The organism is Micromonospora rifamycinica (assembly GCF_900090265.1).
Lineage (GTDB): Bacteria > Actinomycetota > Actinomycetes > Mycobacteriales > Micromonosporaceae > Micromonospora > Micromonospora rifamycinica.
The window spans coordinates 571,081-597,523 of record NZ_LT607752.1; the positions used below are offsets into that span (position 1 = coordinate 571,081).

Annotated in this window: 30 protein-coding genes; 23 read left to right on the top strand and 7 right to left on the bottom strand. The window is 73.6% G+C overall.

What is annotated here, in order from left to right; all coding sequences use genetic code 11:
• Positions 1 to 47: 47 nt before the first annotated feature.
• A complete protein-coding gene (locus GA0070623_RS02400; protein WP_067305711.1) occupies positions 48 to 245 on the top strand; it encodes a hypothetical protein in 198 nt (65 codons plus the stop codon).
• A gap of 61 nt (positions 246 to 306) precedes the next feature.
• Here GA0070623_RS02400 and GA0070623_RS02405 read toward each other — a convergent pair whose 3' ends face one another.
• On the bottom strand, positions 307 to 1,392 hold the full coding sequence (locus GA0070623_RS02405; protein WP_067305614.1) for a DUF3866 family protein: 1,086 nt from the start codon (positions 1,390 to 1,392) through the stop codon (positions 307 to 309).
• 54 nt (positions 1,393 to 1,446) lie between these two features.
• Positions 1,447 to 2,478 carry a cation diffusion facilitator family transporter gene (locus tag GA0070623_RS02410; RefSeq protein ID WP_084261193.1) on the bottom strand — a complete coding sequence of 344 codons (1,032 nt, stop codon included), beginning with the start codon at positions 2,476 to 2,478 and terminating at the stop codon, positions 1,447 to 1,449.
• 110 nt (positions 2,479 to 2,588) lie between these two features.
• On the opposite strand from GA0070623_RS02410, the gene GA0070623_RS02415 reads away from it, so the two are divergent.
• The 6 genes from GA0070623_RS02415 to GA0070623_RS02440 all read left to right on the top strand — a co-directional run bounded on the left by GA0070623_RS02415 (position 2,589) and on the right by GA0070623_RS02440 (position 7,483).
• Positions 2,589 to 3,587 (top strand): helix-turn-helix transcriptional regulator, encoded by a 999-nt coding sequence (locus GA0070623_RS02415; RefSeq protein WP_067305610.1) that lies wholly within the window; start codon positions 2,589 to 2,591, stop codon positions 3,585 to 3,587.
• Positions 3,584 to 4,585: a helix-turn-helix transcriptional regulator gene (locus GA0070623_RS02420; RefSeq protein WP_067305608.1), complete on the top strand. Its 1,002-nt coding sequence runs from the start codon at positions 3,584 to 3,586 to the stop codon at positions 4,583 to 4,585. Before GA0070623_RS02415 ends, GA0070623_RS02420 begins: the two co-directional genes overlap by 4 nt.
• A 10-nt stretch (positions 4,586 to 4,595) precedes the next feature.
• Entirely contained in the window at positions 4,596 to 4,844 is a 249-nt protein-coding gene (locus tag GA0070623_RS02425; RefSeq protein WP_067305605.1) for a hypothetical protein, read from the top strand.
• Positions 4,845 to 5,058: 214 nt separating this feature from the next.
• Entirely contained in the window at positions 5,059 to 5,415 is a 357-nt protein-coding gene (gene tatA / locus GA0070623_RS02430) for a Sec-independent protein translocase subunit TatA (protein ID WP_067305602.1), read from the top strand.
• A gap of 18 nt (positions 5,416 to 5,433) precedes the next feature.
• A complete protein-coding gene (gene tatC / locus GA0070623_RS02435) occupies positions 5,434 to 6,387 on the top strand; it encodes a twin-arginine translocase subunit TatC (protein WP_067305600.1) in 954 nt (317 codons plus the stop codon).
• A 247-nt stretch (positions 6,388 to 6,634) separates the two neighbouring features.
• Complete coding sequence (locus tag GA0070623_RS02440) at positions 6,635 to 7,483, top strand: SDR family oxidoreductase (RefSeq protein ID WP_067305597.1); 849 nt, start codon at positions 6,635 to 6,637, stop codon at positions 7,481 to 7,483.
• 89 nt (positions 7,484 to 7,572) lie between these two features.
• Here GA0070623_RS02440 and GA0070623_RS02445 read toward each other — a convergent pair whose 3' ends face one another.
• Complete coding sequence (locus tag GA0070623_RS02445) at positions 7,573 to 8,457, bottom strand: NAD(P)H-binding protein (RefSeq protein ID WP_197700036.1); 885 nt, start codon at positions 8,455 to 8,457, stop codon at positions 7,573 to 7,575.
• A 113-nt stretch (positions 8,458 to 8,570) separates the two neighbouring features.
• On the opposite strand from GA0070623_RS02445, the gene GA0070623_RS02450 reads away from it, so the two are divergent.
• Entirely contained in the window at positions 8,571 to 9,185 is a 615-nt protein-coding gene (locus tag GA0070623_RS02450; protein ID WP_067315796.1) for a TetR family transcriptional regulator, read from the top strand.
• A gap of 255 nt (positions 9,186 to 9,440) precedes the next feature.
• Positions 9,441 to 10,151 (top strand): GAF and ANTAR domain-containing protein, encoded by a 711-nt coding sequence (locus tag GA0070623_RS02455; protein WP_089003873.1) that lies wholly within the window; start codon positions 9,441 to 9,443, stop codon positions 10,149 to 10,151.
• A gap of 11 nt (positions 10,152 to 10,162) precedes the next feature.
• Here GA0070623_RS02455 and GA0070623_RS02460 read toward each other — a convergent pair whose 3' ends face one another.
• A complete protein-coding gene (locus tag GA0070623_RS02460) occupies positions 10,163 to 10,894 on the bottom strand; it encodes a GAF and ANTAR domain-containing protein (protein WP_089003874.1) in 732 nt (243 codons plus the stop codon).
• A gap of 295 nt (positions 10,895 to 11,189) precedes the next feature.
• Here GA0070623_RS02460 and GA0070623_RS02465 point away from each other — a divergent pair, with 295 nt between their 5' ends.
• The 7 genes from GA0070623_RS02465 to GA0070623_RS02495 all read left to right on the top strand — a co-directional run bounded on the left by GA0070623_RS02465 (position 11,190) and on the right by GA0070623_RS02495 (position 16,702).
• Complete coding sequence (locus GA0070623_RS02465; protein ID WP_067303814.1) at positions 11,190 to 11,822, top strand: SGNH/GDSL hydrolase family protein; 633 nt, start codon at positions 11,190 to 11,192, stop codon at positions 11,820 to 11,822.
• 278 nt (positions 11,823 to 12,100) lie between these two features.
• On the top strand, positions 12,101 to 12,403 hold the full coding sequence (locus tag GA0070623_RS02470) for an urease subunit gamma (RefSeq protein ID WP_067303817.1): 303 nt from the start codon (positions 12,101 to 12,103) through the stop codon (positions 12,401 to 12,403).
• Positions 12,400 to 12,786, top strand: a complete 387-nt coding sequence (locus GA0070623_RS02475; protein ID WP_067303820.1) for an urease subunit beta — start codon at positions 12,400 to 12,402, stop codon at positions 12,784 to 12,786. The genes GA0070623_RS02470 and GA0070623_RS02475 overlap by 4 nt, the downstream gene beginning before the upstream one ends.
• Positions 12,783 to 14,486, top strand: a complete 1,704-nt coding sequence (locus GA0070623_RS02480) for an urease subunit alpha (RefSeq protein WP_067303824.1) — start codon at positions 12,783 to 12,785, stop codon at positions 14,484 to 14,486. The genes GA0070623_RS02475 and GA0070623_RS02480 overlap by 4 nt, the downstream gene beginning before the upstream one ends.
• Positions 14,486 to 15,169 carry an urease accessory protein UreF gene (locus GA0070623_RS02485; protein ID WP_067303827.1) on the top strand — a complete coding sequence of 228 codons (684 nt, stop codon included), beginning with the start codon at positions 14,486 to 14,488 and terminating at the stop codon, positions 15,167 to 15,169. The genes GA0070623_RS02480 and GA0070623_RS02485 overlap by 1 nt, the downstream gene beginning before the upstream one ends.
• On the top strand, positions 15,159 to 15,896 hold the full coding sequence (gene ureG / locus GA0070623_RS02490) for an urease accessory protein UreG (RefSeq protein ID WP_067303831.1): 738 nt from the start codon (positions 15,159 to 15,161) through the stop codon (positions 15,894 to 15,896). The genes GA0070623_RS02485 and ureG overlap by 11 nt, the downstream gene beginning before the upstream one ends.
• Positions 15,896 to 16,702, top strand: coding sequence for an urease accessory protein UreD (locus tag GA0070623_RS02495; protein ID WP_067303834.1), 807 nt, complete (start codon positions 15,896 to 15,898; stop codon positions 16,700 to 16,702). The genes ureG and GA0070623_RS02495 overlap by 1 nt, the downstream gene beginning before the upstream one ends.
• Positions 16,703 to 16,859: 157 nt before the next feature.
• Here GA0070623_RS02495 and GA0070623_RS02500 read toward each other — a convergent pair whose 3' ends face one another.
• On the bottom strand, positions 16,860 to 17,300 hold the full coding sequence (locus GA0070623_RS02500; protein ID WP_067303837.1) for a MarR family winged helix-turn-helix transcriptional regulator: 441 nt from the start codon (positions 17,298 to 17,300) through the stop codon (positions 16,860 to 16,862).
• 95 nt (positions 17,301 to 17,395) lie between these two features.
• On the opposite strand from GA0070623_RS02500, the gene GA0070623_RS02505 reads away from it, so the two are divergent.
• The 7 genes from GA0070623_RS02505 (at position 17,396) to GA0070623_RS02540 (ending at position 25,849) form a co-directional block, all read left to right on the top strand.
• Entirely contained in the window at positions 17,396 to 18,616 is a 1,221-nt protein-coding gene (locus tag GA0070623_RS02505; protein WP_084261120.1) for a substrate-binding domain-containing protein, read from the top strand.
• 670 nt (positions 18,617 to 19,286) lie between these two features.
• On the top strand, positions 19,287 to 20,531 hold the full coding sequence (gene urtA / locus GA0070623_RS02515; RefSeq protein WP_067303843.1) for an urea ABC transporter substrate-binding protein: 1,245 nt from the start codon (positions 19,287 to 19,289) through the stop codon (positions 20,529 to 20,531).
• A gap of 63 nt (positions 20,532 to 20,594) precedes the next feature.
• Positions 20,595 to 21,482 (top strand): urea ABC transporter permease subunit UrtB, encoded by an 888-nt coding sequence (urtB, locus tag GA0070623_RS02520; RefSeq protein ID WP_067303848.1) that lies wholly within the window; start codon positions 20,595 to 20,597, stop codon positions 21,480 to 21,482.
• Positions 21,479 to 22,657: an urea ABC transporter permease subunit UrtC gene (gene urtC / locus GA0070623_RS02525; RefSeq protein ID WP_197700037.1), complete on the top strand. Its 1,179-nt coding sequence runs from the start codon at positions 21,479 to 21,481 to the stop codon at positions 22,655 to 22,657. Before urtB ends, urtC begins: the two co-directional genes overlap by 4 nt.
• On the top strand, positions 22,654 to 23,409 hold the full coding sequence (gene urtD, locus GA0070623_RS02530) for an urea ABC transporter ATP-binding protein UrtD (protein WP_067303933.1): 756 nt from the start codon (positions 22,654 to 22,656) through the stop codon (positions 23,407 to 23,409). Before urtC ends, urtD begins: the two co-directional genes overlap by 4 nt.
• Positions 23,409 to 24,101, top strand: coding sequence for an urea ABC transporter ATP-binding subunit UrtE (urtE, locus tag GA0070623_RS02535; RefSeq protein ID WP_067303851.1), 693 nt, complete (start codon positions 23,409 to 23,411; stop codon positions 24,099 to 24,101). Before urtD ends, urtE begins: the two co-directional genes overlap by 1 nt.
• Positions 24,102 to 24,211: 110 nt before the next feature.
• The gene (locus GA0070623_RS02540; protein WP_067303854.1) at positions 24,212 to 25,849 is read left to right on the top strand and encodes a CotH kinase family protein; all 1,638 of its coding nucleotides are present in this window, start codon (positions 24,212 to 24,214) and stop codon (positions 25,847 to 25,849) included.
• Here GA0070623_RS02540 and GA0070623_RS30705 read toward each other — a convergent pair.
• Together GA0070623_RS30705 and GA0070623_RS30710 are read right to left on the bottom strand one after the other, a co-directional pair.
• Positions 25,846 to 26,061, bottom strand: coding sequence for a Rieske (2Fe-2S) protein (locus tag GA0070623_RS30705; protein ID WP_231932629.1), 216 nt, complete (start codon positions 26,059 to 26,061; stop codon positions 25,846 to 25,848). The two genes, GA0070623_RS02540 and GA0070623_RS30705, sit on opposite strands and share 4 nt — an antisense overlap.
• Positions 26,058 to 26,390, bottom strand: coding sequence for a twin-arginine translocation signal domain-containing protein (locus GA0070623_RS30710; protein WP_231932630.1), 333 nt, complete (start codon positions 26,388 to 26,390; stop codon positions 26,058 to 26,060). Before GA0070623_RS30710 ends, GA0070623_RS30705 begins: the two co-directional genes overlap by 4 nt.
• Positions 26,391 to 26,443: the final 53 nt, after the last annotated feature.

Here is a 26,443-nt window from a genome sequence, read left to right on the forward strand (position 1 = left end):
CCGGCGGCGGCACCGCCCCGCCGGCCCACCGGTACGCTGGCGGGGCGATGAACACTTCCGAATCCGCCGACGGTGAGCGCGGCGACACCGAGCGGCTCACCTGGATCGAGCGCCGCCGGGCGAAGATCCGGGACGAGATCGCCCGCAACCGCCGGGGCGAGTACACGGTGCCGACCTGGGTGCTGGCGGTGGCGCTGGTCGCCATCGTGGGCGGCTGGCTCGCGTTGATCTTCCTGGTCGGGTGAGCCGCGGCCCGTGCCGTGCGGGAGGTCCCCACCGGGCCGCCCCGGAGCGCTGACCCCCGGGTCAGCCGGCCAGGCCGGCGGCGTGCCGGCCGGCCGCCGCCGCCGCGAGGAAGTAGGCGTGGTCGGCGTCCAGACCACGGCCCATCGTGGACAGTCGCACCGGCAGGGCGCGCAGCGCGGCGTCCAGCCCGTCGGTGTCGACCCGGACCACGGTGTGCCGGTCGGCGAGCGGGGTCAGCGCGGCGTCCACCCGGGCCGAAAGCTCCGGCGGCAGGCCGTCCGGCACCACCAGCTCCGCCGGGGCCAGTGCCACCCGGCCGTACGCGGTGAGGCTGTGGTGCGACACCCCCCGGTGCCGGGGGCGGGCGTCGGCGTCGGAGATCCGCAACGACCCGACCGGCCGGCCACCCAGCACCGCCACCGCGTTGACCGCCTCGCCGACGGCGACGCCGGAGAACCCCCACCGGGTGCCGGTGCCCAGGTTGCCCGGCCCCTGCGCGACGACCGCCACGTCGGCGCGGAGCACGTGCCGGGCGGCCAGCAGACCGGTGTGCAGGGTGGCCGCCTCCAGGTCCCCGCCGAAAGCCTGCCCGACGCTGACCGTGCCGACCAACGCGTCCCGCAGCCCGTCGAGGGTGCGGGAGAACCAGGCGGGCAGCGCACCGCCGTCGGTGAGCAGGTACGCCACCCGGGCACCGGGGGAGTCGGCGTGGATGCCGGCGAGGATGGCCGGCAGGGCGGAGTGCAGGTCGGCGGTGACCACCGGCAACCCGTCAAGGTCGTCGACGGCGGCGAGCAGCGCGTGGTGCGGCGACGCCTCCTCGTCGACCCCGAGCATGATCGGCTGGAGCGGGGTGTAGCGGGCCTTGACCAGGTGCCCGGCGTCGCGGGTGTCGCCGGCCTGCGGCGGATCGGCGGGCAGCCGGTCGGGCAGGGCGACCACCAGGGCGTACCCGCCGGTGCCGAGGCCCATCAGCAGCGCGCCGGCGTTGAGCAGCACCCGGTCGCCGGGGACGGGGTCGCCGACCAGCTCCGGGTAGGCCAGCGCACGCATGGTGGCCCCGTCGGGAAGGGCGACGTCGATCTCCACCGCGCCGGCCCACCGTCGCCGTACCGTCGTGACCGTCCCGGACCGCCATCGCACCATGCCCGGCACGCTATCGCCGGCCGCCCGGCCGGCCGCGTGCGGGGCCGCCTGCGGTCAGCGCCGGCCGTCGGCCTCCTGATCGGACGGCCCGTCGGTCGCTCGCGCGTCGGCGGCCGGGCCGGGCTCCTGCTGGGTACGCCGGGCGTGGCGGCCGGCGCCGGGCAGTGACCGGGTGGGGTCGAGGAAGACGTACCCGATCTCCGGGTAGCGGTCGGTGAGCCGCCGTTCGGCCTCGTCGGCGTCGGCCTCGATGTCGGCCCCGGTCGCCTCGTCCCGGAAGTCGATCTTGGCGGCCACCAGGATGTCGTCCGGGCCGAGCTGCATGGTCAGCAGCGTGTCGACCCGGTCCACCGTCGGCAGGCCGGCCAGCTCGCGTTCGATCTCGCGGTGCAGCCGTTCGGGGACCGCCCGGCCGACCAGCAGCGAGATGTTGCTCCTGGCCAGGATGGCGGCGACGACGAGCAGCAGCAGGCCGATCAGGATCGAGGCGACGCCGTCGAACAGCTCGTCGCCGGTCCACTGCGACAGGCCCAGCCCGACCCCCGCGATGAGCAGGCCGATCAGGGCGGCGCTGTCCTCCAGGAACACCGCCTTGACGGTGGTGTCGGCGGTCAGCCGCAGGAACCGACGCGGGGTGGTCCCCCAGCGGCGGGACTCGCCGCGCACCTGGCGTACCGCGCGGGCCAGCGACACCGACTCGATGACGAACGAGACCGCCAGCACCACGTACGAGATCAGGTAGTCGCCGCTGTGCTCGTGCACCAGGATGGTGGTCACACCGTGGGTGATCGCGAAGCCGGCACCGGCCACGAAGGTGAACAGCGCGGCCAGGAACGCCCAGACGTAGCTCTCCTTGCCGTACCCGAACGGGTGCCGGACGTCGGCGGGCCGGGCGCCCCGGCGCAACGCCAGGTAGAGCAGCACCTCGGTGGTGGTGTCGGCGACCGAGTGGGCCGCCTCGGAGAGCATCGCCGCCGAGCCGGACACGATCCCGGCGACCAGCTTCGCCACCGCGATGGCGAGGTTCGCCGCCCCGGCCACCACCACCGTGCCGACGCTCTCGCTGTTGCCTTCGGCCTCCGCCATGCGGTCACCGTAAGTCCGCCGGGCCGCCCGCGCTGGACGGTGGGGTGTCCGTCACGCCACACCCCGCGTGGATGCACGGGTATCCCGCCCGGGCTGCTAGCGTTCACCCCGTGTCGCGGAGTCGTACCGAACGCCTGGTCAACCTGGTGATCTGTCTGCTGTCCACCCGGCGGTTCCTGACCGCCGCGCAGATCGCCGCGACCGTGCCCGGCTACGAGCACGATCCGGAGGACGCCCGGGAACACGAGGCCTTCCAGCGCAAGTTCGAGCGGGACAAGGCGGAGCTGCGCGAGCTGGGCGTGCCGCTGGAGACCGGCACGGCCAGCGTCTTCGACACCGAGCCCGGTTACCGGATCGCCCACCGGGAGTACGCCCTGCCCGACATCCCGCTCGAACCGGACGAGGCCGCCGCGGTGGGCATCGCCGCCCGGTTGTGGCAGCACGCCGGGCTGGCCGCCGCCGCCTCGTCCGGGCTGGCCAAGCTGCGGGCGGCCGGGGTGGACGTCGACCCGCAGGCCACCCTGGGGCTGGAGCCGATGGTCACCGTCGACCCGTCCTTCGCGCCGCTGACCGCCGCCGCCCGGGACCGTCGGGAGGTCACCTTCGACTACCGGGTGCCGGACGGGGACGCCCCGACCCGCCGCCGGTTGCAGCCGTGGGGCGTGGTCTGCTGGCGGGGCCGCTGGTACGTCGTCGGTCACGACCGGGACCGGGCGGCGACCCGCTGCTTCCGGCTCTCCCGGGTGGTGGGCGCGGTCCGGCTCACCGGTGCGCCGGGGGCCTACGAACCGCCCCACGGGATCGACCTGATCAGCCACGTGGCCCGCTGGTCCGGGCCGGTCGAGCGGACCGGCCGGGCCACCGTGCTGGCCGCCGCCGGTCGGGCGGCCGGCCTGCGCCGGTGGGCCGTGCAGAGCGTGCCCGGCCCGGACGGCGACCGGCTGGTGCTGCCCTACGCCGATCCGGAGTCCCTGGCCGGTCAGCTCGTCGGCTACGGCCCGGACGTGCGGGTCCTGGAGCCACCCGAGGTGCGCGACGCGGTGATCCAACGGCTCAAGGAGATCGCCGCCCGGCACGACGAGCTGGCCGTTACCGGGGGTGCCCGGTGACCCGCCCGGCTGCCCGGGGCGGCTCCCGTACCTCGGCCGACCGGCTGGCCCGGCTGCTCAACCTGGTGCCCTACCTGCTGGCCCGGCCGGGTATCGAGGTGGCCGAGGCCGCCGGCGACCTGGGGGTGACCGAACGGCAGCTCCGCGAGGACCTGGAGCTGCTCTGGGTCTGCGGGCTGCCCGGCTACGGCCCGGGTGACCTGATCGACATGGCCTTCGACGGCGACCGGGTGACGATCACCTACGACGCCGGCATCGACCGGCCCTTGCGGCTCACCCCGGACGAGGCGCTCGCCCTGGTGGTGGCGTTGCGGATGCTCGCCGAGACACCGGGGGTGGCCAACCGGGAGGCCATCGAACGCGCCCTTGCCAAGATCGAGAACGCGGCCGGTGACCTGGTGGGCGCCCCGGTGGAGGTTCGGCTGCCCGGCGAGAGCCCGCGGGTGCAGGAGCTGCGGGCCGCGGTGGAGCGCCGTCGGGCGCTGCGGATCACCTACTACACCGTGGCCCGGGACGAGAGCACCGAGCGCACCATCGACCCGCTGCGGATGCTGATGGTCGACGGCCGGGCGTACGTCGAGGCGTGGTGCCGCCGGGCCGAGGCGGTCCGGTTGTTCCGGGCCGACCGGATCGACGCGGTGGTCGAGCTGGACGAGCCGGCCGTGGTGCCGCCGCAGGCCCGACCGCACGACCTGCGGCAGGGGGTGTTCCGCCCGGCGCCGGACCTGCCGCTGATCACCCTGCGGATCGGCCGGGGGGAGCGCTGGATCACCGAGTACTACCCGTGTGAGCGGATCGAGGTCGACGGCGACCGGTGGGTGGTGTCGCTGCGGGTGACCGACCTGGGCTGGGCCCGCCGCTTCGTGCTCGGGCTCGGGCCGGACGTCACCGTGGTCGCCCCAGCCGAGCTGGCCGTCCAGGTCCGCGCCCAGGCCGCCGCCGCGCTGGAGGCGTACGCCACCCCGGTGCTCCCGGCGGGCGCGGGGACCGCCCGGTAGGCTGACCGCCGTGGTGAAGTGGATCGTTCTCGCGGTGCTGCTGTTCGCGCTGGTCGTGTTGGCCCTGGCGGTCCGTCCGGTGCTGGTGCGGCTGCCCCGGTTGCGCCGCGCGGCGGTGGCGTTGCAGCGCCGCCAGGCCGACGCGGAGGCGCTGCGGCTCAGCGCCGAGGCGTTGCAGGAACGGGCCGAGGCGCTGCAGCGGCAGACCGACACGACCCAGCAGCGCCTGGAACTCATCAGGGCCAAGCGCGGGCAGTGATCGACACCGGTCGGTGCGTGTTGCGTCCGCAGCGCGTCCGGCGTCCGGTTTCCGCAGCTCCGCACCCGTCCAGGTGGTTGACGGGACAGTCAGCGGTGGTCGAGACTTCACCGGCCGGGCCGCATCAGCGGTGGCCCGGCGGGTGGCGGCAGCCCGTCCCGCACGTACGATGGGCTGCGACACACCCTTCGACACAGAGCGACTGGAGCTTCCCATGGGTGCCCTCAAGCCGTGGCACATCGCCGTACTCGTGGTCGTGCTGATCCTGCTGTTCGGCGCGAAGCGGCTTCCCGACGCGGCCCGTTCGCTCGGCCGTTCGCTGCGGATCATCAAGGCGGAGACCAAGAGCCTGGCCGACGACGACCGCGACCTGGCCGAGAAGGCCGACGCGCAGGCCGGCTACCAGCCGCTGCCGCCCCAGCAGCAGCCTGTGCAGCAGCAGCCGTACGCGCCGCAGCCCCAGCAGCAGTACGCCGCCCCGCAGCCGCAGCAGCAGTACGCCCCGCAGCAGGCTCCGCAGCAGCCGGTCGCCCCGCCGGTCGACCCGGTGCAGCGCGTCCGCGACAACTGACCGAAGGGCCCGATCACCGTGGCCTTCGCGCTCCGCAAACGCGGCCCCAGCACCTTCGAACGGGCCGCCGACGGCTCCATGACCCTCATGGAGCACATCCGCGAACTGCGCAACCGTCTGTTCCGCGCCTCGCTGGCGATCGTGGTGGGTTTCGGGGTGGGCATCTGGCTCGCGGGCCCGGTGCTGCACCTCCTCCAGCAGCCCTACTGCGACCTGCCCAAGGCCCGGCTGGCCAACGGGACGTGCAACTTCGTCCAGCTCGGTCCGGCGGACCTGTTCCTGCTCCAGCTCAAGGTGGGGCTCTGGGTCGGCCTGATCGTGGCCGCCCCGGTCTGGCTCTACCAGCTCTGGGCGTTCATCGCCCCGGGCCTGCACCGGCACGAGCGGCGGTACGCGTACGTCTTCACCGGGCTGGCGGCACCGTTGTTCGCCGCGGGCGCGGTGCTGGCCTACTTCGTCACCTCCAAGGGCCTGGAGTTCCTGCTCAACGTCTCCGGTGGTGGTGACATCACCACCACCCTGGACATCACCCGCTACATCTCGTTCATCACCAACCTGATCCTGCTGTTCGGGGTGGCGTTCGAGTTCCCGCTGCTGGTGCTGATGCTCAACTTCGTCGGGCTGGCCAGTGCCCGGAAGCTGCTGGGCTGGTGGCGGGTGGCGATCTTCGTGTTCTTCGCCTTCTCCGCCGTGGTGACGCCCACCCCGGATCCGTTCGGGATGACCGCGTTGGCGCTCTGCCTCTCCGCGCTCTACTTCGCCGCGGTCGGGGTGGCGTTCCTCAACGACCGGCGCAAGGGTCGGGGCCGGAAGGCCTACGCGGGGTTGAGCGACGACGAGGTGTCGCCGCTGGAGCTGGACGACGACCCGGTGGTGGCCACCCCCGAGCTGGAGCTGTCCGGTCCGGTGGGCGGCGTCGAGCCGGTGGCCCCGCCCCGGCCGATCGACCGCCGCTACGACGACATGACCTGACCGTCCCGGTCCCGCGTCACCCGACGCCGCTCCCGCCTGCCGGGAGCGGCGTCGGCCGTTGTGCCCCGCTAGGGTGGGTGCGGGTCGGTCGGTGACCGCGGGGCGCGCCGGAGGCCACCGGTTCCCACCTGTTCACTCTCTATTGGTGTGTTGCAAGCTACAAGATGTCTGCTCTCTCTCGGGAAGTATTGCCACCCCGACCCGCGTTGCCCGGTACGACAGCAGTACCGAGCCGAAGGAGTGCGAGATGTCCGTCGTCGTCACCGGGGCCACCGGCCACCTGGGCCGCCTGATCGTCGAGTCGCTGCTGCGTCGGGACGTGCCCGCCGCGCAGATCGTGGCCCTCGGGCGGGACGTGGGCCGGCTCACCGATCTCGCCGACCGGGGCGTCCGGGTGCGGGCGGCCGACTACCACGATCCGGACTCGCTGCGGGACGCCTTCACCGACGCCGAGAAGCTGATGTTCGTCTCCGGCAGCGAGGTCGGCCAGCGGGTTCCCCAGCACCGCAACGTCGTCGCCGCCGCCCGGCAGGCCGGTGTCGGTCTGGTCGCCTACACCAGCATCACCCGGGCCGACACCTCGGACATGGTGCTGGCCGGCGAACACCGGACCACCGAGGAGGACCTGCGCGACTCCGGTCTGCCCCTCGTGCTGCTGCGCAACAGCTGGTACCTGGAGAACTACACCGGTCAACTGGCCACCTACCTGGCCCACGGGATCGCCGGGTCGGCCGGTGACGGTCGGGTCAGCGCCGCCACCCGGGCCGACTACGCCGAGGCCGCCGCCGAGGTGCTCACCACCGAGGGGCACGCCGGCCGGGTCTACGAGCTGGGCGGTGCGGCGTTCACCCTGACCGAGTTGGCCGCCGAGGTGTCCCGCCAGAGTGGACGCGAGGTCCGCTACACCGACCTGCCGGAGCCGGCGTACACCGAGCTGCTGGTCTCGGCCGGGGTGCCCGAGGCGTACGCCGCCGTCCTCGCCGACGCGGACCGTGGCCTGGCCCGGGGTGAGCTGTACGCGCCCGTCGAGGACCTGGAGAAGCTGCTCGGTCGCCGCCCGACCAGCCTCGCCGAGGCGATCCGCGCCGCCCTCTGACGATCCTCGTCGGCCCGTCGCGCGACGGGCCGGAGCGCGGGCGCGTCGCCGCCGGCCCGGCCCACGACGGGTGGGCCGGGCCGGTCGGCTCAGCGGGGCGGGGGTGCCCCGGTGAAGGACGTGGCGTGGTCGACGGCCCACTGGCGGAAGGTCCGCGCCGGTCGGCCGAGGAGGTCGGCGACCGTCGAGGTGACGTACGCGGGGCGGCCCGTCGCGGCGCTCCAGGCGGCCAGGAGCATGTCCACGGCCGGCCGGGCGTCTTCCGGGGCCTGCCGCCGGAACTCGTCGGGCGGCAGCTCCTCGAACGTCAGCCGGCGGCCGAGCGCGTCGCCGAGGAGGCGTACCTGTTCGGCCTGGGTGAGCGACTCCGGGCCGGTCAGCACGTGGTCGCCGGCGGCGTCTCCGTCCGCGCGCAGGGTCCGCGCGATGACCGCGGCCACGTCCCGGTCGTCGACCGGTGCGGTCTCGGCGGTGCCGTAGGGCCACCGGACCACGCCGTCGCCCCGGACCGCGGCGGACCACCAGTGCAGGGCGTTCGACGCGAACATTCCGGGCCGGACGATGGTGGCGTCGAGGCCGGCGGCCGCGATGAGCCGTTCGATCTCGGCGTGCCGGGCCGCCATCGGGTTCGGCTGCTGGAAGAACGGGTGCGGGGTCCGGTGCGGTGCGGACAGGTAGACGACCCGCCGGGGCTCGGCGGCCAGCCGGTCGACGACGGCCGCCGCGGTCCGCAGCGGGGCCGTCCAGACCAGGAGGACCGTGTCGACGGCGCGCAACGCGGGGTCGAGTGAGCCCGGCTCGGTGAGGTCGCCGGTGACCGTCTCGACGGTGTCGGGCAGGTCCGTCGCCGCGCCGGGGCGGCGGACCAGGGCCCGGACCGGCACGCCCGCGCCGGTCAGCAGGTCGACCACGGCGCGGCCGATCCGCCCGGTCGCCCCGGTGACGAGCACCGGGCGGCCTCCCGTGGCGGTCATGGCAGCCTCGCCGGCGTCGAAGGGGCACGGCGGGTGTCGGTCTGTCCCATGGAGACCATCATTTCGTTACCGAGTTAAAAAAGCAACCTGGTAAATAATGTTACCGTCGGGTGGTGAGTGAGCCGGTCGGACTGCGGGCCCGCAAGAAGCTCCGCACCCGGGACGCGATCGCCGACGTGGCGATCACGCTGTTCCTGGCGCGCGGATTCGACCAGGTGTCGGTCTCCGACGTCGCCGCTGCGGCCGAGGTGTCGAAACCGACCCTGTTCCGCTACTTCGCCACCAAGGAGGACCTGCTCCTGCACCGCTTCGCCGACCACCTCGGCGAGCCCGCCCGGGTGGTTCGCGACCGGCCCCCCGGGGTGCCGCCCGTCGAGGCGCTGCACCGGCACTTCCGGGCCGGCCTCGACCGCTGCGAGCCGGTCACCGGCCTCAACGACCACCCCGAGGTGGTGGCGTTCCACCGGCTGGTGTTCACCACCCCGAGCCTGGCGGGACGGCTGCTGCGGTATCTGGAGGACGACGAGGACGCCCTGGCCGCCGTCCTCGACCCGGGTGTCCGGGGCCGGCTGCTGGCGGCCCAGGTGATCGCGGTGCAACGGGTGCTGGCCCGGACCAACTGGCAGCGGATCGCCGCCGGGCGCAGCGCACGCCAGGTGCTGCCCGAGGCCGTCGCCGACGCCGACGACGCCTTCGCCCGGCTCCGCCGCTGCACCGACGACCACTGACCCGGCGCACCCGTGTGGACCCCGCCACGGCCGGCGTCGCCGGGCGGTTCCCCGCCGCCGCGGGTATGGTGCGGGAGACGTGTCAGGCGGGACGGGCCGGTGGGTGTGCGCAGGGCCGACCACCGCCACGTCGAGGGCCGCCGTCGACCACCGCCACCATGGAGGACCGCCGCCGACCACCGCCACGGTGGAGGACCGTCGCCGCCTCGCGGTCCCGCCGCCGCCACCGGACGCCCGCCGGGAAGGAGCCGCGCGATGAGACCTCTGCCGCTCACCCCGCACGACGCCCTGGCCGAACTCGGTCGGCTCCGACTCGACGAGACCGGCGTGGACGAGGTGCTCCGGATGGTCGCCGACCTGGCCCGCAGCAGCCTGCGCGGCGCGTCGGAGGTGTCGGTCACCCTGCTGCGCGGCAGCAGCCCGCAGAGCGTCGCGGTCACCGGCGACGTCGCGCTGCTGCTCGACGAGTGGCAGTACCGGCAGGGGCACGGGCCGTGCCTGGACGCCTCGATCACCGGTGACACCCTCACCGTGGTCGACACCGGCACCGAGGAACGCTGGCCGGCCTGGGCGTCCCGGGCCGTCGACGCGGGTGTCGGCAGCGCGGTCGCCATCGGCCTGCCGATCCAGGAGGCGGTGGTCGGCGCCCTCAACCTCTACGGCACCGCCCGGCACGCGTTCGACGCCGAGACGGTGGAGTTGGCCCAGACCTTCGCCGCGTACGCCGCGGTGGCGCTGGCCAACGCCCACCTGTATGCCAGCGCCACCACGCTGGCCGCGCAGATGCGTACGGCGATGGAGAGCCGGGCGGTGATCGAGCAGGCCAAGGGGATCATCATGGGTCAACGCCGGTGCACCGCCGACGAGGCGTTCGGCATCCTCGCCACCATCTCGCAGGACACCAACCGCAGACTGCGCGACGTCGCCGCCGCCCTGGTGGGTCGGGCCACCGCGGGCACCCGCTGAACCCCCGTGTCTCAGCGGTCGGCGGCGGTGGGCTGACCGGGCACCGGTCGGACGACCTGCTGGACCAGGGCGTCCGCCACGTCCCGTAGCTTGCGGTTGGAATTCTGCGACACCCGGGCCAGCATGCTGAACGCCTCGTCGGCCGTGCACCGGCGTTGACCCATGATGATCCCCTTGGCCTGCTCGATCACCGCCCGGTTGCGCATCGCCTCCTGCATCTGTGCGGCCAGCGTGGCGGTGCTGTCGTACAGATGGGCGTTGGCCAGCGCCACCGCGGCATGACCGGCGATCGTCCGGGCCGGCTCGGCCACCCGGCCGAACGCGTCCGGTCGGGTGCCGTAGAGGTTGAGGGCGCCGACCACCGCCTCCTGGATCGGCAGGCCGATGGACATGCAGGAGCGCACCCCGGCGGCGTACGCCAGGGCCGACCACTCCGGCCAGCGCCGCTCCCCGGTCGTGTCCGCGACGATCAGCACGGCACCGGTGGCGGCCGCGTCCAGGCACGGGCCACGCCCCTGCTCGTACTGCCAGGTGTCGAGCTTGAGGGCCAGCTCACCGGTGTGGGCGGCGGTCTTCGCCTCGGTGCCGTTCACCAGGGTCACGGTGACCTCGGCGGCGTCCGGGATGCTGTCCCGGGCCACCTCGGTGATCCGGGTCAGCACGGCGTCGAGGCCCATCTCGTCGTGGCGGATGGACCCCAACCGGAGGACAGCCCCGGTGATGTCGAGTGGTGACTGCGGCATGCGTCTGGACGTCCTTGCGAACCGGCGCGAACCCACCGGTGCAGCCGGCGGCGCGTGACGATCGGTCCGTTTCGGTGGGCCGTCGCTGCGGCTCCACCGGGGACGGACCGGGGACCGCGCCACTGCTTGACGCTCGCTCACGACGCCGCCAGGGGCGTCGGACGCGGAGTACCACTGTACCGGTCGGCCGGCGGCGACATGCGACGGACACCGCCGCGGCGGTCGTTTCCGAGGTGGTGTCCGGGCCGGGCGCCGGGGGATGATGGCAGCCGACGACGACAGGGGGAGCGGACGGATGACGGTGGAGATTCCGCGTGGGGGCCGGGTGTTGTTCATCGGCGACAGCATCACCGACGCCGGACGGGACCGGGCCGACGGCGCCGACCTGGGCGTGGGCTGGGCGATGATGGCCGCCGCCTGGTTCACCGCGTGGCACCCCGGCCACCGGGTGGCGTTCCGCAACCGGGGCGTCGGCGGTGACCGGGTACGGGACCTGCGCGCCCGGTGGACCGACGACTGCCTGGCCTTGGCCCCGCAGGTGGTGTCGGTGCTGATCGGGATCAACGACACCTGGCGGCGGTACAGCAGCGACGAGGTCACCACGGCCGAGGAGTTCGGCACCGACTACCGGCACGTGCTGGCCGCCACCCGGGACGCGCTGCCCGACGTCCGGCTGATCCTGGTGGAGCCGTTCCTCATCCCGCTCGACGACCCGCAGCGGCGCTGGCGTGAAGACCTGGACCCGAAGGTCGAGGTGGTCCGCAAGCTGGCCGCCGAGTTCGACGCGACGCTGGTCGCGGTGGACGCGGTGTTCGGCTCCGCCGACGCCGACGACCGGGTGTGGACCGACGACGGGGTGCACCTGACCCCGCCCGGCCACGCCCTGCTGGCCCAGCGGTGGTTGGCCGCGGTCACCCCGGCCACCTGATCCCGCACCCCGTCGGCGGCCCGGGCCGAATGCCCGGGTCCGGGCGTTGCCACGGCCCGGGGTGATCCTCTACGGTCGGTCCAGCGGTTGGCGGTGCGGTCCTTTCCAACCATCACCGCCGAGCGGCCCCGTGACGGGCCGGGGCCGGTGGGGCCCCGGAACGCCCCGCCGGTGGCCCGTCGGTGGTCCCGCGTGTCCTCCTGCCCTCCCCGGTCCGCGCCCTCGCCGCGTTCGGAGTCGGTACGGTGGGAAACACGCCGAGCCGCCCGGGAGATCCCGTGTTCCTCACGCCCCACGAGCAGGACCGCCTGCTCGTCCACGTCGCCGCGGACGTCGCCCGTCGACGACGCGAGCGCGGACTGCGCCTCAACTACCCCGAAGCCGTCGCCATGATCACGGCGTTCCTCCTGGAGGGCGCCCGGGACGGCCGCTCGGTCACCGATCTGATGGCCGCCGGCCGTACCGTGCTCAGCCGCGACGACGTGCTCGACGGGATCCCCGAGATGCTGGGGGAGGTGCAGGTGGAGGCCACGTTCCCGGACGGCACCAAGCTGGTGACGGTGCACCACCCGATCCCGTGATCCCCGGGGAGATCCTGCCCGGCGACGGCCCGGTCGAGATCAACGCGGGCCGCCCGGTGACCACCCTGCTGGTGGTCAACACCGCCGACCGGCCGATCCAGGTCGGCTCGCACTACCACTTCGCCGAGACCAACCCGGGCCTGAGCTTCGACCGGTCCGCCGCGTACGGCCAGCGGCTCGCCGTACCGGCGGGGACCTCGGTGCGGTTCGAGCCGGGGATCAGCCGCACCGTCGACCTGGTGCCGCTGGGCGGCGCGCGGATCGTGCCGGGGCTGCGCGGCGAGGTCGCCGGCCCGCTCGACCGGGAGCCCGATCCCTCCGCCGGAGAGCCCGACCCGGCAGCCGGCAGGCCCGGCCCGGGCGTCGGGGAGGTCGGCCGGTGAGCGCGGTGGACCGGCGACGCTACGCCGACCTGTACGGCCCGACGACCGGCGACCGGATCCGGTTGGCCGACACCGACCTGCTGATCGAGGTGGAGGTCGACCACTGCGTCGGCGGGGACGAGGCGGTGTTCGGCGGCGGCAAGGTGATCCGCGAGTCGATGGGCCAGTCCCGGGCCACCCGGGCCGAGGGCGCGCTCGACACGGTGATCACCGGTGCGGTGGTGCTGGACCACTGGGGGGTGGCCAAGGCCGACGTCGGGCTGCGCGACGGGCGGATCGTGGCACTGGGCCGGGCCGGCAACCCGGACACCATGCCCGGCGTCCACCCGGACCTGGTGATCGGCCCGTCCACCGAGGTGATCGCCGGCAACGGGCGGATCCTCACCGCCGGGGCGGTGGACACCCACGTGCACTTCATCTGCCCACAGATCGTCACCGAGGCGCTCACCTCGGGCATCACCACCCTGGTCGGTGGGGGCACCGGCCCGGCCGAGGGCACCCGCGCCACCACGGTCACCCCGAACGCCTGGCACCTGGCCCGGATGCACGAGGCGCTGGACACCCTCCCGGTGAACGTGCTGCTGCTGGGCAAGGGCAACACGGTCTCCACCGAGGCGCTGTGGGAGCAGCTGCGGGCCGGGGCGGGTGGCTTCAAGCTGCACGAGGACTGGGGGACCACCCCGGCGGCGATCGACGCCTGCCTGCGGGTCGCCGACGCGTCCGGGGTGCAGGTGTCCCTGCACACCGACACCCTCAACGAGGCCGGTTTCGTGGCCGACACGCTGCGCGCCATCGCCGGCCGGGCGATCCACTCGTACCACACCGAGGGGGCGGGGGGCGGACACGCGCCGGACATCATCACGGTGGCGGGGGAGCCGAACGTGCTGCCGTCGTCGACGAACCCGACCCGGCCGTACACCCGCAACACCCTCGCCGAGCACCTCGACATGCTGATGGTCTGCCACCACCTGAACCCGTCGGTGCCGGAGGACCTGGCCTTCGCGGAGAGCCGGATCCGGCCGTCCACGATGGCCGCCGAGGACCTGCTGCACGACCTCGGGGCGATCTCCATCATCGGCTCGGACGCGCAGGCGATGGGGCGGGTCGGTGAGGTGATCACCCGGACCTGGCAGAGCGCGCACGTGATGAAGCGTCGGGTGGGTGCGCTGCCCGGCGACGGGCGGGCCGACAACCACCGCGCCCGCCGGTACGTGGCGAAGTACACCATCTGCGCGGCGATGGCCAACGGGCTGGAGCGGGAGATCGGCTCGGTGGAGCCGGGCAAGCTCGCCGACCTGGTGCTCTGGGATCCGGCGTTCTTCGGCGTCCGGCCACACCTGGTGATCAAGGGCGGGATGATCGCGTACGCGCAGATGGGTGACGCGAACGCGTCCATCCCCACCCCGCAGCCGATGCTGCCGAGGCCGATGTTCGGCGCGTACGGCGTGGTGCCGGCCGCGACCAGCGTGGCCTTCGTCGCGCCGGCCGCGCTGGAGGCGGGCCTGCGGCTGGACGTGCGCCGCCCGCTGGTCCCGGTGGCCGACGTGCGGTCCCGGGGTAAGGCCGACCTGCCCGAGAACGGCGCGCTGCCGCGCATCGAGGTCGATCCGGACACCTTCACCGTCCGGATCGACGGGGTGGTGGTCGACCCGGAGCCGGTCGCCGAGCTGCCCATGGCGCAGCGGTACCACCTGTTCTGATGACCCCGTCGAGCATGGTGCTGTTGCTGGCCGACGGCAGGTTCCCCGCCGGGGCGCACGCCCACTCCGGTGGCCTGGAGGCGGCGGTGGCGGCCGGCCTGGTCGCCGATCCGGCCACCCTGGCCGGGTTCCTGCGCGGCCGGTTGGCCACCGGTGGGCTGGTCGCCGCCGCGTTCGCGGTGGCGGCGCACCGGGTCGCCGCTGCCGCCGACCGGCGGACGACGCTGGCCCGGCTCGACGCCGAGCTGGACGCCCGGACCGCCGCCCCGGCGCTGCGGGCGGTCTCCCGCCGGCAGGGCCGGGCCCTGCTACGGGCCGGGCGGGAGATCTGGCCCGGCGGCGGGTTCGACGCCCTGCCCACCGACCCGTCCGGGCCGCACCAGCCGCTGGTGCTCGGTCTGGTCGCCGCCGCCGCCGGCCTGGACCCGGTGGCGGTGGCGACGATCGCCGCGTACGGGTCGGTGACCGGCCCGGCCAGTGCGGCGGTGCGGTTGCTCGGCCTCGACCCGTACCGGGTGCACGCGGTGCTTTCGGGGCTGGCCGGCGACTGCGACGCCACGGCGGCCCGCGCGGTCGCCACCGCCGACGATCCGCCCGAGCGGCTGCCGGCCCCGGCCGCCCCACTCACCGACATCCACGCCGAAGTCCACACCACCTGGGAGGTGCGTCTCTTTGCGTCCTGAAACCGTATCGACGATCCCGCACGAGCAGATCGCGCACGACGAGTCCGTTCCGCACACCCACCCCGAGCCGGGGGTCGACCCGCACGCGCCGCTGCCGTCCGGTGTCCGCCCGCTGCGGGTGGGCATCGGCGGGCCGGTCGGGTCGGGCAAGACCGCCCTGGTCGCGGCGCTGTGCCGGGCCTTCGCCGACGAGCTGCGCCTCGGCGTGGTGACCAACGACATCTACACCACCGAGGACGCCGACTTCCTGCGCCGGGCCGGGGTGCTCGACCCGGCGCGGATCCGGGCGGTGGAGACCGGCTGCTGCCCGCACACCGCTATCCGCGACGACATCGGCGCCAACCTGGACGCCATCGACGAGCTGGTCGACGGCGTCGGACCGCTGGACCTGGTGCTGGTGGAGAGCGGCGGGGACAATCTGACCGCCACCTTCAGCCGGGGCCTGGTCGACCGGCAGATCTTCGTGGTCGACGTCGCCGGGGGCGACAAGGTGCCCCGCAAGGGCGGCCCCGGGGTCACCGCCGCCGACCTGCTGGTCATCAACAAGACCGACCTGGCCCCGATGGTACGGGCGGACCTGTCGGTGATGGACCGGGACGCCCGTGCCCGGCGGGGGGACCTGCCGACGGTGTTCCTGTCCATCGTGGCCGATCCACTGGCCGGCGCGGTGGCCGACTGGGTCCGCCACGAGCTGGCCCACCACCGTGGCCGGCTGGTCGTCGGTTGATGCGGGCGGTCGCCCGGTTGGTGGCGGTGGCCGACGGCCGGGGCGGCACGGTGCTGCGCGAGCTGCGGAGCGAGTCACCGCTGCTGCTGCGGCAGGCCGCCGCCACCGACGACATCCCGACGGTGTACGTCGTCGGTGGCGCGGCCGGTCCGCTGGCCGGTGACGACCTGCGGCTGACCGTCGAGGTGGGGCCGGGGGCGGCGCTACGGGTGCGTACCGTCGCCGCCTCGGTGGCCCTGCCGGGCCGGGCCGGGGCGGTCTCCCGGATGCGGGTGGACGCGGTGGTGCACGCCGCCGGCACCCTGCTCTGGTCGCCGGAGCAGCTGGTGGCGGCGGCCGGCTGCGACCATGTCGCCGAGTCCCGGGTGGAGCTGGCCGGGGACGCCCGGCTGAGCTGGCGCGAGGAACTGGTGTGCGGCCGGTACGCCGAGCCCGCCGGGAACGTCGTGGTGACCACCTCGGTCGACTACGCCGGCCGGCCGCTGCTGCGGCAGTCCCTGGCGGTCGGTCCGGCGGCACCCGGCTGGGCCGGGCCGGCGGTGCTGGGTGGGGCGACCGCGACCGGCTCGCTGCTGCTGGTCGACCCCGCCTCCCCGCCCGGGCCGGTCGTTGCGGACGCCACCGGCGGCGTGACCCGGGGCCGGGTCCTGCCCACCGGTCCCGGTGCGGCCGCCGCCTGGCTGCCGCTGGCCGGTGGCCCGGCGGCGCTGCTCACCGCCACCGCCGCCGATGCGCAGACCCTCCGCGACCTGCTCACCACGCCCGCCGAGGCTACGGCCGGGGCGACCGCCACCGGTCGCCGCTGACGCCGCTGCGAGCCGGTGCCGAGCCGGCCGCTGTGGACCGGTGTGGAGCCCGGGCGGTTCGAGCCGGCCGCTTCGAGCCGGCCGCTTCGAGCCGGTGCGGAGCCGGCCGCTTCGGACCGGTGCGTAGCCGGGCGGTCCGAGCTGGTGCGGGAGCCGGTCAGCCGGTGCGGACGGGGTGCCGGCGCGGGCCGAGCCGGGCGGCGAGGTCGACGAGCTGACCGGTCAGCGCCGCGTCGTCGAGGACGCCGGCCAGTTCGGTGCGGACGAGGGCGTCGATGCGGCCCTGTTCGCGGTGGCCCCGGGGGGTGAGGTAGGCCCGGATGCGCCGCCGGTCGAACGGATCGATCCGGCGGTGGACCAGGTTCTGGTCGACGAGCTGGTCGACGATCTTCGTCAGGGTGCCCGGTGGCAACGACTCCTCGGTGGAGACCTCGCTCATCGGGTGGCCCTGCCCGTCGGCGAGACGGCACAGCACCCGCCAGGCCTCGACGGTGAGGCCCTCGGTGGCGAGGACCGCGCCGATCCGGCGGCCGAGCAGCCGTTCGGCGCGGGTGAGCGCACGCATCAGGTCGACGGGCGTGGTGGGATCGTCGGCCATGTCTCTCCCCGTTCGGTGGGTTGCCATGTTACCGAAGCGTCCCGGTTTTCGGTCTGCTCTGGTGGCCCGCCAGGGTTGCCGGCAATCATGTCAGCATGTCCGTGCCGGTGCCCGGTCCCCGCGGCGTGCCGGAGCCGTCCCCCCACCCGGGCGGGACAGCGCCCTTCCCCGACCCGGGCGGTGGCGTGCCCTTCCCCGACCCCGGTGGGACCGTGCCCTTTCCCCGCCCGGGTGGGAGCGCGGGCGGGGTGTCCTGGCTGACCGTCGACCGGTCGGTGGTCAGCGTCGCGCTGGTGTTCCCCATGCGGGGGCCGGCGGGCATGTTCGGCCCCACCTGTGAGCTGTGCGCCCAGCTGGCGGTCGAGGAGGTCAACCGGTCCGGCGGGGTGCTCGGCCGGGAGCTGCGGCTGGTGCCGGTCGACGGCGGGGCGGCACCGGCGGAGGTGGCCGCCGAGGTGGAGGCGCTGGTGTCCACCGGGGCGGTGCAGGGGGTGACCGGCTGGCACATCTCCTCGGTCCGGCAGGCGGTGGCCCCGCGGATCGCGCACCGGGTGCCGTACGTCTACACCGCCCTGTACGAGGGCGGGGAACGTACCGAAGGGGTCTTCCTGACCAGCGAGACCCCCGATGCCCAGCTCTGGCCGGCGATGCGGCTGCTCGCCCGGGAGCAGGGGGTCCGCCGCTGGTTCGTGGTGGGCAACGACTACGTCTGGCCGCGCCGTACCGCGCGGGCGGCCCAGCGGTACGCCCGCGACAGCGGGGCACGGGTGTGCGGGCGGGCGTTCCTGCCGTTGGGCACCGAGAACTTCGGGCCGGTGCTGCGGGAGATCGAACGCGCCGAGGTCGACGGGGTACTGATGCTGCTGGTGGGTGCCGACGCGGTCCGGTTCAACCGGGCCTTCGGCCGGTCCGGGCTGGACCAGCGGTGTCTGCGGTTGAGCACCCTGATGGACGAGAACATGCTGTTGGCCAGCGGGATCGGCGGCACCCGTCGACTGTTCAGCACGGCCGGGTTCTTCGCCGGCCTGGTCACCCGGGAGAACCTGGACTTCCACGGCGCGTTCGCCCGCCGCTTCGGGGTGGACGCGCCACCGCTGGGCAGCCTGGGGGAGTCCTGTTACGAGGGGGTCATGCTGCTCGCCGCCCTGATCGCGCGGGCGCGCACCCTCGACGTGCGGGCGATCGGCGCGGCCGCGGACGCGGTCACCTACCACGGTCCGCGGGGTGAGCTGCGCCTGCGCCACCGGCACGTCCGCCAACGCATCTACCTCGCCGAAGCCCACGGCCTCGACTTCACCGTCCTCTCCGAACTCTGACCCCCACCCACCCCACCCCACCCCACCCCGCCCTCCGCCCTCCGCCCGCCTCTGCCCCCGGTGATCAAGAGGTTTACGTCACCGGACAGCCGACGGATGACGTAAACCTCTTGATCACCGGGGAGATCGGGGCGGTGGAGAGCGGGGCGGGGAGATCGGGGCGGTGGGAGGGCGGGGCGGTAGGGGAGGGCTGGGGGAGGGCGGGCTGGGTGTGGGAGGGGGAAGGGGAGGGGTGCAGGAGGGTGGTTGACAGGGGGGTGGGTGGGGGTTCTAGGATGCTTCCTGCGTGAAGTAACCGCTATTCCGCCCATTGTCGAGGGTGGGTTCCGGCGGTGCGGCACAGGCCTGTCCCAAGGGGTCGACGGGTGTGCGTCACGCATTTATGTCGGGTCATCGTCCGTTGTGGCGGTGGTCCTTTTTTATGCGCCGTGATCGATGCGGGAAACAGTCAATTAAGGGCTGGGAAACATGGCGGCAAACAACGGGGCAGAGTCTTTCCCTGCCCAGAAGTCCACTGCGGACCGCCAGGGATGACGTCCCACCCGTCATCCGGTGGGCCCGCTGACGAGTATCGCCACCGCACCGCATCAACCATTGACAGTAATACCTGCCGGCCAGTGCGGGTCGGCACGGAAATCATTCGGCGAACATCGCTCCGCAGGGAGAATGAATGTCACAGTTCCGGGGCCGCCGCATCCTGGCGGGCGCCATGACCCTGATCGCCGCCGCCGCACTCGCCGGTTGCGGCAGCAAGACCTCCGACGGGAAGTCGACCGCGGGTGTGAGTGCCGACGTGTCCGGCGACACCGTCAAGGTCGGGCTGCTCAACTCGCTCTCCGGCACCATGGCCATCAGCGAGGTCACCGTTCGGGACTCCATCATGCTGGCCGTCGAGGAGATCAACGCTGCCGGTGGCGTGCTGGGCAAGAAGATCGTGCCGGTCGGTGAGGACGGTGCCTCCGACTGGCCCACCTTCGCCGAGAAGGCCGAGAAGCTGATCTCCCAGGACCGGGTCGCCGCCGTCTTCGGCTGCTGGACGTCGGCCAGCCGCAAGGCGGTCAAGCCGGTCTTCGAGAAGAACAAGGCGCTGCTGTTCTACCCGGTGCAGTACGAGGGGCTGGAGCAGTCGCCCTACATCTTCTACACCGGGGCCACCACCAACCAGCAGATCGTGCCGGGCCTGGACTACCTCAAGGCGCAGGGCAAGAAGTCGGTCTACCTGGTCGGCAGCGACTACGTCTTCCCGCGTACCGCTAACAAGATCATCAAGGCGTACGCGGCGGCGAACGGGATGACCGTGCTCGGCGAGGACTACGCCCCGCTCGGCTCCACCGAGTTCGGCACCATCGTCAACAAGGTCCGCTCGGCGAAGGCCGACGCGGTGTTCAACACCCTCAACGGCGACAGCAACGTGGCGTTCTTCAAGGAGTACACCTCGGCCGGGCTCACCGCCGCGGGCATGCCCGTGGTGTCGGTGTCGATCGCCGAGGAAGAGGTCAAGGGGATCGGCACCCAGTACCTCAAGGACCAGTTGACCGCCTGGAACTACTACCAGACCACCCCCGGTGCGGCGAACCAGAAGTTCGTCGCCGCCTACAAGGCCAGGTACGGCGCGGACAAGCCGACCAGTGACCCGATGGAGGCCGCCTACGTCGCGGTGTACCTGTGGAAGGCGATGGTCGACAAGGCCGGCACCTTCGAGGTGGAGAAGGTCCGGGCCGCCTCCGGCGGTATCACCTACGACGCCCCCGAGGGCCTGGTCACCGTGGACGGCCCCACCCAGCACATCGCCAAGACCGCCCGGATCGGCAAGGTCGGCGGCGACGGGCTGATCACCGAGGTGTGGAACTCCGGCAAGCCGATCACGCCGGACCCGTACCTGAAGAGCTACCCCTGGGCGAGCGGCCTGAGCTGACCGATCCCGGCCCGGACGGGAGGCACCCCCGTCCGGGCCGACCCACCACTGCGGAGCGCGAACGTGACAGTCCTCTTCGGCCAGCTCTTCACCGGCATCAGCATCGGCGCGGTGCTGCTGCTCATCGCCCTCGGCCTGGCGTTGACCTTCGGTCAGATGAATGTGATCAACATGGCGCACGGCGAGTTCATCATGGCCGGCGCCTACACCACCTACGTCCTCCAGCAGACCGTGACCGCCGCCGGCTGGTCGCTGCTGGTGGCGCTCCCGGTCGCCTTCGCGGTGGCCGGCACCATGGGCGTGCTGCTGGAGGTGCTGCTGATCCGTCGCCTCTACGCCCGCCCGCTGGACACCCTGCTGGTCACCTGGGGCGTCTCGCTGATGCTCCAGCAGCTGGCCCGGGACGTCTTCGGCAGCCCCAACGTGCAGACCCGGGCCCCGGCGCTGCTCACCGGCAACGTGTCCCTGCCCGGCGGGCTCACCGTGGCCAACAACCGGTTGTTCATCCTGGCCCTCGCGCTGGCCGCCGTGCTGGCGCTGACCCTGGCGCTGCGGCTCACCCCGCTCGGGCGGCGGATCCGCGCGGTGGTGCAGAACCGCGACCTCGCCGCCGTCTCCGGCATCCCCACCGCCCGGGTCGACCGGACGACCTTCTTCATCGGCTCCGGGCTGGCCGGCGTCGCCGGGGTCGCGCTGACCCTGCTCGGGCCGATCGGCCCGACGATGGGCACCAACCTCATCATCGACGCCTTCCTGGTCGTCGTGGTCGGCGGCATCGGCCAGCTCAAGGGCAGCGTGATCGTCGCCTTCGCGCTGGGCGTGCTCCAGGCCACCGGCGAGTACCTCACCACCCTCAGCGTCGCCAAGGTGATCGTCTTCGTGGCGATCGTGGCGTTCCTCCAGTGGCGGCCCCAGGGGCTGTTCACCCTGCGGACCAGGAGCCTCGCATGACCGCCGCGCCGCTGGTCGGCACCGATCCCGCCGCCGTGGCCGGCACCCCGCCGGGCGGCCGCCGGTTCGACGGCCCGGCCCGCACCGCCGCCGGGTTCGCCCTCGGCGCGGCGCTGCTGTTCGCCGTCGCCCCGCTGACCCTGTCGGACTTCCGGCTGTCGCTGCTGGCCAAGTACCTGTGCGTCGCGATGGTCGCGGTCGGCATCGGCATCGCCTGGGGCCGCGGCGGCATGCTCACCCTCGGCCAGGGGGTCTTCTTCGGCCTGGGCGGCTACGCGATGGCCATGCACCTCAAGCTCGCCGACGCCGGCCCCGGCCAGCTGCCCGACTTCATGCAGCTCTACGGTCAGCTCGACGAACTGCCGCTGTGGTGGCGGCCGTTCGCCAGCCCGTGGATCGCGTTGCCGGCCACCGTGCTGCTGCCGATGGCCGTCGCGTTCGGCCTCGGCTCGCTGGTCTTCCGCCGCCGGGTCCGCGGCGCCTACTTCGCCATCCTCAGCCAGGCCCTCGCCGCCGCGATGGTGATCCTGCTGGTCGGCCAGCAGGGCACCACCGGCGGCACCAACGGCCTCACCGACATCCAGGGCTTCTTCGGGTACGACCTGGACGACCCGGTCAACCAGCGGATGGTCTACTTCATCATCGCCGCCAGTCTGCTCGCGCTGCTGGCCCTGGCCCGCCAGCTCATCCGCAGCCGGTACGGCGAGCTGCTGGTGGCGGTCCGCGACGGGGAGGAACGGGTCCGTTTCCTCGGCTACGACCCGGCCGGCGTCAAGCTCGTCGGTTACGTGATCGCCGCCGGCATGGCCGGGCTGGCCGGGGCGCTGTTCGTCCCGGCGGTGGGGATCATCTCGCCCGCGCTGATCGGGATCGTCCCGTCCATCGAGTTCGTCATCGGTGTCGCGGTGGGTGGCCGGGCCACCCTGCTCGGCCCGGTGCTCGGCGCGGTGGCGGTGGCCTGGGCACGGACCGCCCTGTCGGAACGCTTCCCGGGCACCTGGACCTACCTGCAGGGGCTGCTGTTCGTGCTGGTGGTGGCGTTCCTGCCGGGCGGCCTGGCGTCGCTGTGGGTGCTGGCCCGACAGCGCCGGTCGGACCCGGCCGGCGCGCGGTGGTGGCGGCGGAGCCGGCCGGTCGAGCCGGCCGAGAACCGGACGGAGGTGTCGGCGGCATGACCGGCCCGCAACTCGACGGCCTGTGCGTACGCGACCTACGGGTCACCTTCGACGGGTTCACCGCCGTCGACGGGGTCGACCTCGACGTGCCGCCCGGCGACATCCGGTTCCTGATCGGCCCCAACGGGGCGGGCAAGACCACAGTGGTCGACGCGGTGACGGGGCTGGTCCGGGCCACCGGCTCGGCCCGCTTCGGGGACCGGGAACTGCTCGGCCGGGACGTGCACCGCATCGCCCGGCTCGGCATCGGCCGCACCTTCCAGACCGCCTCGGTCTTCGAGGAGCTGACAGTGGTGCAGAATCTCGACATCGCCGCCGGGGCGACCCGGAGCTGGTGGACGTTGGCCCGGCGGCGTGGCCGGATCCCCGACGAGGTGGCCGCCGCGCTGGAGACGATCGGGCTGACCGACCGGGGTGACCAGCCGGCCGGCGCGCTGGCGCACGGGCAGAAGCAGTGGCTGGAGATCGGCATGCTGCTGGTCTCCGACGCCCGGCTGCTGCTGCTCGACGAGCCGGTCGCCGGGATGAGCCACGAGGAACGCGACGCCACCGGCGCCCTGCTGGAGACGGTCAGCCGGGACCGCACCGTGGTGGTCATCGAACACGACATGGATTTCCTGCGCCGCTTCGCCCGCAGCGTCACGGTGCTGCACGCCGGCAAGGTGCTCAGCGAGGGCACCGTGGCCGAGGTCCAGGCGGACCCCCGGGTGCAGGAGGTCTACCTCGGCGTCGACACCGCACCGGAGGCATGATGTTGGAGTTGCGCGGCGTGCGCGCCGGCTACGGGCGCAGCGAGGTGCTGCACGGGGTGGACGTGGCCGTCCCCGTCGACGGGGTGGCCGCCGTGCTCGGGCACAACGGCGCGGGCAAGAGCACCCTGCTGCGGGTCGCGGTCGGGCTGCTGCGCCCCCGCGCCGGCACGGTCACCCTCGACGGTGAGGACGTCACCCGGCTCGCGCCGCACCAGCGGGTCGCCCGGGGGCTGGCGTACGTCCCGCAGGGGCAGCAGTGTTTCCCGCACCTGACGGCGGCGGAGAACCTGCGGCTGGTGGCCGACGGCCGGCGCGACGGGGCCGCCGCCACCGCCGAGGCGCTGGACCTGTTCCCGGCGCTGCGTCCTCTGCTGCGGCGGCGGGCCGGGTTGCTCTCCGGCGGCCAGCGGCAGCAGTTGGCCATCGCCCGCGCGCTGGTCACCCGGCCCCGGCTGCTGCTGCTCGACGAACCCACCGAGGGGATCCAGCCGTCGGTGGTCGCCGAGATCCAGGACCGGATCGTCGAGCTGGCCACCGGGGCCGGCATCCGGGTGCTGCTGGTCGAGCAGCACCTCGGCTTCGCGCTGCGGGTGGCGACCCGGCACTACGTGCTGGAGTCCGGTCGGGTCACCGCCACCGGTGCCGGGGGTCGGGCCGCCGAGCAGTCGGTCCGCCGGGCGCTCGCGGTGTGACCGTTCCGCCGTCCGATGGCGTACGGTGATCAGTCGTGTTCATCGAGTAACATAAATTTCGATCGATGAAGTGGAGTGTGGTCCAGCCGCCCTGGAACAGGGGAGTGACTGTGCGGAACCTGCCGGCCCGGATCCTGGGCATCCTGACCGCGATCTCCCTCGCCGCCGTCGGCGGCCCGGCGCCGGCCGCTGACCGGCCGGCCGGGCCGCCGGGGAGTCCCGCCCGGGCGGCGGACCCATCCGGCGGGCTGACCGGGGACATCGTCTTCTCCGTCCCGAGCGGCACCTTCCGGGACGAGCTCGCGGTCGCGCTGGGGACGGCGGTGGCCGGTGCCGAGATCCGCTACACGACGGACGGCACGCTGCCCCGGGTGGACTCCCCGCGGTACGACGGAACCCCGCTGCTCCTCACCGACACCACCCAGCTGCGGGCGTGGGCGTTCGTCAACGGGGCGGCGACCGGTGACCCGGGCACCGCCCTCTACGTCGAGCGTGCCGTGGACGTCAGCCTCGACCTGCCGATCCTGCTGGTCGACGGGTACGGCCAGGGGGCACCCGGGCGGGAGTTCGTCGACGCCGCCGCGCTGCTCTTCGCGCCGGTCGGGGGAGAGGCCTCGCTCTCCGCGCCACCCACCCTCGCCACCCGGATCGGTTACCACCTGCGCGGCACGTCGAGTTCCCTGTTCGACAAGGCGCCCTACCGGGTCGAGTTCCGCGACAACGAGGACGACGACGTCGACCTGCCGGTGCTGGGGATGCCCGCCGAATCCGACTGGGTGCTGCGCGGGCCGTACACCGACAAGGCGTTGATCCGGGAGGCGTTGACCTTCGACCTGGCCCGCGAGATGGGTTTCCCGGCCCCCCGGTACGCCTTCGTCGAGTTCTACCACAACGTCGCCGACCGGCCGGTGGGCGCCGAGGACTACCAGGGCGTCTACCTGATCGTCGAGACCATCAAGAACGCGAAGAACCGGCTCGACCTCAAGAAACTCGATCCCGACGACGTCACCCTGCCGGCGATCTCCGGCGGCTACATCGTCAAGTTCGAGTGGTTGACGGCCGAGGAGCCCACCCTGCCGTGCACGGGCCGGCCCGCGACCTGCTGGCACTACCTGGAGGTGGTGGACCCGTCGCCGCTGGCCCCGGAGCAGCAGGCCTGGCTCACCGGCCACCTCCAGCAGTTCAACGACGTGCTGCAGTCCCGCGACTTCGCCGACCCGACGACAGGCTATCCCGCCTGGATCGACGTGGGCTCGTTCGTCGACTCGTTCATCCTCAACGAGCTGACCCGCAACTTCGACGCCTACGCCCGCAGCTCGTACTTCTACAAGGACCGGGGCGGCAGGATCAACGCCGGGCCGCTGTGGGATCTCGACCTCACCTACGGCGTCGGCGGCGGGGACAACCTGGACACCGCCGGTTGGCAGTACGAGCAGCAGCGGTGGCCGAGGCCCAACAACTGGATGAACCGGCTGATGACGGATCCCGCCTTCATGGCGGCGGTGCGGGCCCGCTGGGCCGAGCTGCGCCAGGGGCCGCTCTCCCCGGCCCAGCTCGACACCCGCGTCGCCCGGCTCACCACGCCACTGGCCGGCGCGGCCGACCGGAACTTCCAGCGGTGGCCCAACCTGACGACCGAGAAGATCGGCCCCATCGTCACCCCGACCGCGGACACCTGGCAGGGGCAGGTCGAGTACCTGCGGGACTGGCTGGACCGGCGGATGGTGTGGCTGGACGCCGCCCTCTAGGCCAGCCGCACCTCGTCACCGTCGACGGTCACCGCCCGGGGCGTCAACGGCCGACCGGCCGGGCCGCTCTGCACGGCGCCGTCGGCGATGCCGAAGACGCTGTTGTGGCAGCCGCAGACGATGGTGCCGTCCTTGACCGAGGTGACCGTGCACCCCTGGTGGGTGCAGGTCGCCGAGAAGGCCTTGATGGTGCCGGCGGCCGGCTGGGTCACCACCACCCCTCGGCCTTGAAGATCTTGCCCCCGCCGACCGGGATGTCCGCCACCGCGGCCAGCGCCGCGGGCGCGGGCGGCTGCCCGCCGCCACCGGCGGGGGAACCGCTCGCCCCGGCGGACGGCCCGGCCCCGCCCGGGGACGCCCCGTCCGAGGTGGCCCCGCCCGGGGACGCGGCGGCCGGTGCACTGCCCTGCCCGGCGGCCGTCGGCGCGGTCGACTCGCCGTACGTCTGACAGCCGCTGAGCAGGGCGGCGACACCCACCCCGCCGGCTCCGGCCAGCACGGTCCGTCGGGACGGACAACCCGCCCCACGTTCGTCGCACATCGACCCGTCGTTCCTCTCCCGTGTTCCGTAACCGTCCGGTGTCGCGTGCCCGT